We start from the raw sequence: 7,958 nt of genomic DNA, 5'->3' as shown, positions 1-7,958 counted from the left end.
CTACCGCGACGCCCACCTCGCCGCAGGCAAAACCACCAAAGACACCCTCCGCCTCCTCAAAAGAGCCCTCTGCCGCGAACTCTTCCCCCACCTCTGCCGACCTTGACAAATAGAAGCTTCGAGATCCCCCACCGGATCGAGGGCCCTCAGCCCTCCAGGGCGTGGCGGACGGCGTCGTCGACGATGCGGGTGACGTGCGTGTCGGCGACGGAGTAGTGCGCCTCCCGGCCGATCCGCTCGACCGCGACGAGCCCTGCCGACCGCAGGGTGCGCAGGTGCTGCGACACCAGGGGCTGCGAGAGCCCGGTCCGCTCGGCGAGGCTCCCCACCGTCGACCGCTCCCTCTCCAGCTCGCGCAGCAGTCGCAGGCGGGAGGCCGAGGAGAGCACCTTGAACAGCTCGGCGGCCGGCTCCAGATCCTCTCTCATCTGCTCATACAAGCAGACGTGCATGGGTCGCGCGGTCACCGCGGCCGGCCGCCCTCACTGCCGCGACGCGAGCGGCTCGTCCGCCGGCGAACGGCCGCTCCCGCCTCGCGGCCCCGCGGCGCGCGCGTGCCGGAGGTAGCGGTCCGCGACCGCGTTCCTGCGGCGGTCGAGGCGCCCGCTCGGCGTCTCGACGAGGTCGTGGAGGCCCATCGTGAGGAGGTGGTCGGCGCGCGGTGCGCTGGTGTGCCGCCACGTCCACTCGTACATGTCGAAGAGGGGCCACCAGGTGTAGCCGACGACGTCCGTGCCCTCCTCCCGCAGCTCGTGCAGTGCGGCGACGGACTGGTCGAGCCAGGCGATCCGCGCGTCCACCGACCCGGTGACGCAGGTCTCGGTCAGCATCACCGGGGCGCCGTACCGGTCGGCCCAGGTGCGCAGGACCTCCTTCAGTCCCTCCGCGCCGGCGTCCTCGTAGGGGCGCGGATCAGCGAAGCCGCCGCTGTGGTGCACGCCCGGCTCGAACACCTCCGTCGAGTGCAGCGGGTAGTAGTTGACTCCCATGACGTCGGGGCGGACCGAATTCGAGCGGAACCAGTCGAGCAGGGCGTCGTCCACACCGCCCTGCTCGAGGTGGCGGAGGAGCGGGTGCTGCGGCCCGACTCCGCCCGTCACGAGGTCCTCGACGAGGAAGACCTGGTGGCGCAGACGCGCGACGGTGTCGCGGTGCTCGTCTGAGGACACCGCACCGGAGTAGCGGACTCCCGCGTCGACGTGCACGAACGTTGCGCGGGATCCGAGGGTCGTCGCGATCGCGCGCTGCGTCTTGACGAAGCCCTGCGCGAGCGCGGCGGCGATCCTCGCCATGCCGGTCGCGCCGGAGAGGTACGGGGGCCAGTACGCGTACTCGCCCGAGAACAGGGCGTGGATCACGGGCTCGTTGACGGGGGTGTAGTCCGTCGCCAGATCGCCGTAGCGCTCGGCGAAGCGCTGCGCGTACTCGGCGACGTGGTCCGGGTAGTCCGGGTGGGCGAACTGGTCCTCGAGCCACAGCGGGGTGCCGTAGTGGAGCAGGTCGATCACCGGACGCAGGCCGAGCTCGGCGAAGCGGTCGAGCGCCCCGTCGACCCAGTTCCAGTCCCATCGTCCGCGCTCGGCGGCGACCCGGTGCCAGGGCACTCCCCAGCGCACGAACTCCGCACCGACCTCGGTGGCGAGCAGCAGGTCGGTCGGGTACTGCTCGTAGTGCTGCGTCAGCTCGTACTCGTCGATCGGCCGCTCCCCGGGCCGCGCCTGCGGGACGAAGGTGTCCTCGATGCCGAGTCCGAAGTGCAGGGTGCCGTCGGCGTACCAGGTCATGGGGTCCTCGTCGTGGGTCGGGGGTCGGAGGGCGGAGTCGGGGCGCGCGTCGGTCACTTCAGTCCCGAGCTCGCGACGCTCTCGATGAAACGCCGTTGCACGAGCAGGAACATCACTGCGAGCGGCAGTACGGCGATGAGCGCGCCGGCCATCATCACGCCCTGCGGGATGATGCCGCCCGGTCCGGTCAGCAGTGTCAGTCCGGAGGTGATGGTGCCCATCTCGCTGTCGGTGGTGAAGACGAGCGGCCACAGCAGGTCGTTCCAGTTGTTGACGAACGTGAAGATGCCCAGCGTCAGCAGCGCCGGGACGGCGTTCGGGAGCACCACGCTGCGGAAGATCCGCCACTCGCCGGCTCCGTCGATCCGGGCGGCGTTGTCGAGGTCGCGGGGGAGCGAGAGGAAGAACTGGCGCAGGAAGAAGATGCCGAACGCGTCGGCGGCACGCGGCGCGATCAGTCCGGCAAACGTGTTCACCCAGCCCAGGTCCGAGACCAGCTGGTAGATGGGGATCAGGGTGGCCTGGAAGGGGATCATCAGGCTGGCGATGATCGCGATCAGCAGGATCCTCGATCCCCGGAAGTCGATCCGGGCGAGGGCGTACGCCGCGAGCGAGTCGAAGACGAGGGCGAACGCGGTGACGCCGCCCGCGAAGAGGACGCTGTTGCCGATGAGCCGGGCGAACGGCAGCTCGGAGAAGATCGTGCGGAAGTTGTCGAGGGTCCACGCCGAGGGGGCGAGCGTCGGCGGGAACGCGTTGACCTCGGCGACCGGCTTGAAGGCGGTCAGGACGATGACGATGATCGGCAGCAGGATCACGAGGGTCGCGACGAGCAGACCGGCGAAGCAGAGCAGCCCGACCGGGCCGACGCGCCGGGTCCTCGTGACGGGTCGGCTCGGAGCGCTCGCCCGCACGGCGGTGGCGGTGGTCATGAGGCGGTGTCCTCTCCTCGGCGTCCGAAGAAGACGAACTGGATCAGGCTGAGCAGCAGGGTGACGACGAGCAGGACGTAGGAGAGCGCCGACGCGAAGCCGAGCTCGAGGTCCTTGAAGCCGGACTGGTAGATCTCCATCACGATCGTCTGCGTGCTGCGGTACGGGCCGCCTCCGGTGAGGACGTAGATCTGATCGAAGGCCTGCAGAGCGGCGATGAGCGCGACGACGGCGACGAAGGCCAGCGTCTTCGAGAGCATCGGGAAGGTCACCTGGGTGAAGCGCTTCCACGCTCCCGCGCCGTCGAGCTGCGCGGCCTCGTACAGGTTCTTCGGGATGTCCTGCAGGCCGGCGAGGAAGATCACCATGTAGAAGCCGAACGTCTTCCACACGGCGACGAGCACGACGGTGGGCATGGCGAGCACCGGGTCCTGGAGGACGTCGCCCAGTCGCACCCCGACCACCTGCAGCCAGTAGTTGAGCAGTCCGATCTGCGGATCGAGCAGGTAGGACCAGGCGAACGCGGCGACCGCGAGCGAGACGATGAACGGGAAGAACAGCGCCGTGCGGAAGAACCCGCGGAACGGCAGCTGCTCGGCGTTCACCGCGAGGGCGAGGAGCAGCGCCACGCCGATCGCGATCGGGGTGAAGAGGACGGCGTACAGAGCGGTGTTGCCCATCGCCTGCACGATCGAGGGCGCGGTGAAGACCCGGGCGTAGTTGTCGAGGCCGACGAACTCCGCGCTGCCGAAGCCGCTCGCGTCGGTGAACGAGAGCTGGAGGGCCGACAGCATGGGCCATGCGACGAAGGCCGCCAGCACGATCAGGGCCGGGGCGAGGAACCCGGCGACGACCAGCCGCCGACGCAGGTTCCCGGCGAGCGGAGTGCGGCCGCCGAGCGGTGCCGGCGGACGGTAGCGGCGTCGGCGGTCGAGCTGATGGGTGGTCATGGGGTCTCCGTGTCCGGGGATCGGGCTCGTGCGGGGTCCGCCGGTCGGGATCGTCCGGCGTGGGGAAGGCGCGGCGGCGCTCGGGCGGGTCCGCCGCCGCACCTCGGTGGGCCTACTCGGCGAGCGCGCTCTCGGCGGCCTTCTGGGCGGTGGCGAGCAGCTCCTGCGGGTCGCCGCCGGCGAGGGCCTTCTGCGTGGCCTCGTCCATCGCGGACAGCACGTCGGTGCTGTTGACGACGCCCGGCAGCAGGGCGCGGCTGGTCGGCGCGATCTCGGTCAGGCTCGCGACCACCGGGTTCTCGGCGACGTCCTCGGCGCTGACGTCGGTGCGCAGGGCCGGCCAGCCGGATCCGAGCGACCAGGCCGTGGCGACCTCTCTGGTGTTGAAGTAGGCGAAGAACTGCTCGGCCGCCTCGATCTCGGCGTCGGAGCTCTGCGCAGTGACGGCCATCGACACTCCGATAGCCGACGCTGCCTGCTCGACGGGGCCCGCGGGGATCGCGGCGATGCCGTAGTCGATGCCCGCGTCGGTGGCGAGGCTCGCCATCCAGGGGCCGCCGATGTGCATGACGGCCTTGCCCGACGTGAACAGCTCGTCGGCGGCGATGCCGTCGAGGCCGGTGGGCGAGATCCTGTCCTCGGTCACCGCGTTCGACCAGTACTCGAGGGTCGCGACGTTCTCGGGAGAGTCGAGCACGGCGTCCGTCCCGTCCTCGGAGGTGACGGAGCCGCCACCGCCCTCGAAGAGGCTCGGCCAGACTCCGTTGCCGACCGTGGAGTGGTCGGGGAGCGCCAGGCCGTACTGCTCGGGCGTGCCGTCGCCGTTCTCGTCCACGGTCGTCCTCTTCGCGACGTCGACCCACTCGTCCCAGGTCGTGGGGAACGCGGTGACCCCGGCGGCGGCCAGCTTCGCCTTGTCGTAGAAGACCGAGAGCGGCACGAAGCCGGTGGGCACGCCGAACTTCTCGCCCTCGACCGTCTCCATCGCGACGGCCTCGGGGTTGAGGTCGGCCGTGTTGCTGTCCTCGGCGCTGTAGAAGTCGTCGAGCCCGACGAGCGCCTTCTTCGAGGCGTAGACGGGGAGCCGCTCGGCGGGCATCGCGACGATCTGCGGCCCGCTGTCGGCCGAGAGGGCGGGGAGGAGCGTGTCGTCGATGACCGCCCACGTCTTCGTCTCGGTCGAGATCGTGACGTCGCTCTGCGAGGCGTTGAAGTCCTCGACGATCGAGTCCAGGACCTCGCCGTCGGCTTCGGTGTAGCCGTGCCAGAACGTGAGCGACACGGGGCCGGAGCTGTCCGCGCCCGTCTCGCTCGAGCATCCGGCGAGGGCGCCGAGGGCCAGGAGGGGGACCGCTGCGGCGGCCGTCAGCTTCTTCACTGAGCACCTGCAATCTGCACGCGACATCGCTGGCGTCGTGCGTCGGGAGAGGAGGGGCATCGAATTTACATCGATGTAAATTTGAACTTAGATCAGGGGGGCCGCCCTGTCAACAGGGCCGACGGGCCGAGTCAGGAGGCGGGCGATCCCGTCGTGGACTCGCGCAGGAGGAGGGAGAAGCCGAGCTGCTCGACGACCGGCTCGGTCGCGCTCTCGCCCATGATCCGGCCGAGCAGGAGCTCGACCGCGCGGCGGGCGAGGAGCGTGCGGTGCGGAGACACGGTGGAGAGCCGCGGTGTGGAGTGCCGGCTGTCCTCGATGTCGTCGAAGCCGATCACCGCGACGTCCTCGGGCACGCGCAGCCCCGCTCGCTGCAGCGCACCCATGGCGCCGAGCGCGAGAGCGTCGTTGCAGCAGACGATCGCGTCGATCGGACTTGTGAGGCCGAGCAGGTGCTCCACCGCCTGGGCCCCCTCCGTCCGGTGCCACAGCGGCGTGCCGACGATCAGACCGGGGTCGAGGGCGAGGCCCGCCGCGGCCAGCGCCTCGAGGTGGCCCTGGAGTCGCAGCGCCCCGGTCCCCGTGGCCCCCTCGTGCGCCGCGCCGAGGAACGCGATCCGGCGACGGCCGAGCCCGATCAGGTGCTCCGTCGCCGCGGCGACGGCCTCCACGTCGGGGAGCACCAGATGGTCGGCCCGACTCTCGACGCGCTGATCGCCCAGGACCACGAGCGGGTACTCCGCGTCGAGCCGGGTGACGTCTCCGAGAGCGACGGCGGACGGGCTGTAGATCAGGCCCGCGATCGCGTGGCGCTTCATGGAGGCGACGACGGCGATCTCGTCGCTGTCCGAGACGTCCGTCTGCTCGATGAGGACCGTGTAGCCCCGCTCGCGCGCCGCGGTGATGACGGCGTCGGCGAGCTCGGCGAAGTACGGCTGGCTCAGCTCGGGAACGGCCAGGCCGAGCACTGTCGTCCGCCCCGATCGCAGCGCCTGAGCCGAGACGTTGATCTCGTAGTCGAGCTCCTCGACTGCGGCCATCACGCGTACGCGCATGCGCTCCGAGACGTGCACGTACCCCGACAGTACGTTCGACACCGTCTTCGTCGACACGCCGGCCAGGCGCGCCACGTCCTGCATCGTCGTCGCTCGCGGCATGCCCCTAATCTCCCACGTCCCCCGCGCATCCCCGCGCGCAGCCTCAGTTCGGGGGCTCGAGCACCCCGTCCACCAGCCGCACCACGCGGTCGGCGAGGGCGATCACGGCCGCATCATGCGAGACGCATGCCACCGCAACGCCGCGCTCGGCCTCGGCACGCAGGATCGCGCGGATCCGCTCGGCGCTCGCGGCGTCCAGCCCGGTCGTGGGCTCGTCGAGCAGGAGCAGGTCGGCGCCCCGGGCCAGGCCCTGCGCGAGCAGTGCCCGCTGCCGCTGGCCGCCCGACAGCACCGCGAACGGCTCGCTCGCGAGCGGTGCGATCCCGAGACGCTGCATGGCGGCGGCGACCGCGGCGCGCGACTCCGCTCCGATCGGCCGCCATCGGCCGGTCCGGCCCCAGACGCCGATGGTCACGACGTCGCGGACGGTGACCGGCAGGCGGTCCGAGACTGCCGTGCGCTGGGGGACGAAGGCGATCGCGGAGGGGGCGGTGCGGGTGCCCCTGGTGGGCGTCCGGGTGCCGGCGACGACCTCGAGCAGCGTGGACTTCCCCGCTCCGTTCGGCCCGGCGATCACGGTGAGGGACCCCGTCGGCAGGTCGAGATCGAGGCCGGCCAGGGCCCGGCGCTCGCCGAAGTCGACGTCGATGCCCCGGAGGCTGACGAGAGGGGCGGAGTGCAGAACGCGGGGGGACACCCGTCCGACGGTAGCAGGTTGATAACCGTTCTCATTATCAGCTACGGTCCTTCACCATGCCCTTCTTCCTCACCGGGATCCTCGAGCCGTTCGCGCTCGACTTCCTCCAGCGCGCCCTCCTCGGCGGAGCGCTCGTCGCCGTGCTGTGCGGCGTCGTGGGGACCTGGGTCGTCCTGCGCGGCATGGCGTTCCTCGGCGAGGCTCTCGCCCACGGCATGCTCCCCGGCGTCGCTCTGGCGACCGTGCTCGGAGCGCCCGTGCTGGTGGGCGGGGCGGCGAGCGCCGTGGCGATGAGCCTCGGCATCGCGGCCCTGCAGCGGCGGGGCCGGCTGTCGTACGACACGAGCATCGGCATGCTCTTCGTCTCGATGCTCGCCCTGGGCGTCATCGTCATCAGCCACTCGGGGAGCTTCGCCACGGATGCGACGTCGATCCTGTTCGGCGACATCCTCGCCATCGCGCCCCTCGACATCGCGCTGCTCGCGGTGGCGACCGGAGCCGGGCTCGTCGTCGCCGCGGTCTTCCACCGCTCGCTGGTGGCGCTCGCGCTGGACCACCGGATCGCGTCCGTCCTCGGACTCGGGCCGCGCTCCGCTCAGGCCGCGCTCGTCGGGCTCGTGACTCTGGCGGTGGTCGCCTCGTACCAGGCCGTCGGCTCGCTCCTGGTGGTCGGCCTGCTCCTGGCCCCCGCGGTCGCCGCGGGGCACTGGACGACCCGCATCCCGACCCGCATGGTGCTCGCGGCCGTGCTCGGCGTGCTCTCGGTGCTCGTCGGCCTCCTCGTCTCGTGGCACGCGGCGACGGCCGCGGGGGCGTCGGTCGCCGCGACGGCGATCGCGGTCTCGGGCCTGTCCTGGGCGCTCCGCGCGGCCACCGCGCCGCTGCGCCCCCGTGCCGTCGCGGTCCCCGCCTGACAGTCCCCGCCTGACCGCCCCCGTCTCCTCCCCCTCGACAGGACCCCGTGCGCTCCCGCTCCACCCTCCCCCTCCCCGCCCTCGCCCTCGGCCTCACCGCCTGCCCGCCCGACGCCCCCCCCCCCGCCGCCGACCCCCCCGGCGAC

The 7,958-nt window shown here is 71.5% G+C and carries 8 protein-coding genes; 1 reads left to right on the top strand and 7 read right to left on the bottom strand.

Going from position 1 to position 7,958, the window contains the following annotated elements; genetic code table 11:
* Nucleotides 1-146 precede the first annotated feature (146 nt).
* From NB037_RS17665 to aztA, 7 genes are all read right to left on the bottom strand, one after another.
* Entirely contained in the window at nucleotides 147-428 is a 282-nt protein-coding gene (locus NB037_RS17665) for an ArsR/SmtB family transcription factor (RefSeq protein ID WP_251948116.1), read from the bottom strand.
* A 54-nt stretch (nucleotides 429-482) separates the two neighbouring features.
* Nucleotides 483-1,784: a family 1 glycosylhydrolase gene (locus tag NB037_RS17660; RefSeq protein ID WP_251948114.1), complete on the bottom strand. Its 1,302-nt coding sequence runs from the start codon at nucleotides 1,782-1,784 to the stop codon at nucleotides 483-485.
* 53 nt (nucleotides 1,785-1,837) lie between these two features.
* Nucleotides 1,838-2,716, bottom strand: coding sequence for a carbohydrate ABC transporter permease (locus tag NB037_RS17655; RefSeq protein ID WP_251948112.1), 879 nt, complete (start codon nucleotides 2,714-2,716; stop codon nucleotides 1,838-1,840).
* The gene (locus NB037_RS17650) at nucleotides 2,713-3,666 is read right to left on the bottom strand and encodes a carbohydrate ABC transporter permease (RefSeq protein ID WP_251948111.1); all 954 of its coding nucleotides are present in this window, start codon (nucleotides 3,664-3,666) and stop codon (nucleotides 2,713-2,715) included. The genes NB037_RS17655 and NB037_RS17650 overlap by 4 nt, the downstream gene beginning before the upstream one ends.
* Before the next feature lie 112 nt (nucleotides 3,667-3,778).
* A complete protein-coding gene (locus NB037_RS17645; RefSeq protein WP_251948109.1) occupies nucleotides 3,779-5,044 on the bottom strand; it encodes an ABC transporter substrate-binding protein in 1,266 nt (421 codons plus the stop codon).
* A gap of 131 nt (nucleotides 5,045-5,175) precedes the next feature.
* On the bottom strand, nucleotides 5,176-6,201 hold the full coding sequence (locus NB037_RS17640) for a LacI family DNA-binding transcriptional regulator (RefSeq protein ID WP_251948107.1): 1,026 nt from the start codon (nucleotides 6,199-6,201) through the stop codon (nucleotides 5,176-5,178).
* 43 nt (nucleotides 6,202-6,244) lie between these two features.
* Nucleotides 6,245-6,898: a zinc ABC transporter ATP-binding protein AztA gene (aztA, locus tag NB037_RS17635; protein ID WP_251948104.1), complete on the bottom strand. Its 654-nt coding sequence runs from the start codon at nucleotides 6,896-6,898 to the stop codon at nucleotides 6,245-6,247.
* Nucleotides 6,899-6,954: 56 nt separating this feature from the next.
* Between aztA and aztB the strand changes: the two genes are divergently transcribed.
* The gene (gene aztB / locus NB037_RS17630) at nucleotides 6,955-7,812 is read left to right on the top strand and encodes a zinc ABC transporter permease AztB (RefSeq protein WP_251948102.1); all 858 of its coding nucleotides are present in this window, start codon (nucleotides 6,955-6,957) and stop codon (nucleotides 7,810-7,812) included.
* Nucleotides 7,813-7,958 lie beyond the last annotated feature (146 nt).

Source organism: Rathayibacter rubneri (assembly GCF_023743255.1).
Lineage (GTDB): Bacteria > Actinomycetota > Actinomycetes > Actinomycetales > Microbacteriaceae > Rathayibacter > Rathayibacter rubneri.
Note: the sequence above shows the minus strand (reverse complement) of the source record. Positions and strands in the feature narration are given on the sequence as shown.

What these genes read in the sequence shown, in the direction of transcription:
- NB037_RS17655 (WP_251948112.1), bottom strand. Translation starts at nt 2,716, where the DNA reads ATGACCACCGCCACCGCCGTGCGGGCGAGCGCTCCGAGCCGACCCGTC.
- NB037_RS17665 (WP_251948116.1), bottom strand. Translation starts at nt 428, where the DNA reads ATGAGAGAGGATCTGGAGCCGGCCGCCGAGCTGTTCAAGGTGCTCTCC.
- aztB (WP_251948102.1), top strand. Translation starts at nt 6,955, where the DNA reads ATGCCCTTCTTCCTCACCGGGATCCTCGAGCCGTTCGCGCTCGACTTC.
- NB037_RS17640 (WP_251948107.1), bottom strand. Translation starts at nt 6,201, where the DNA reads ATGCCGCGAGCGACGACGATGCAGGACGTGGCGCGCCTGGCCGGCGTG.
- NB037_RS17650 (WP_251948111.1), bottom strand. Translation starts at nt 3,666, where the DNA reads ATGACCACCCATCAGCTCGACCGCCGACGCCGCTACCGTCCGCCGGCA.
- NB037_RS17660 (WP_251948114.1), bottom strand. Translation starts at nt 1,784, where the DNA reads ATGACCTGGTACGCCGACGGCACCCTGCACTTCGGACTCGGCATCGAG.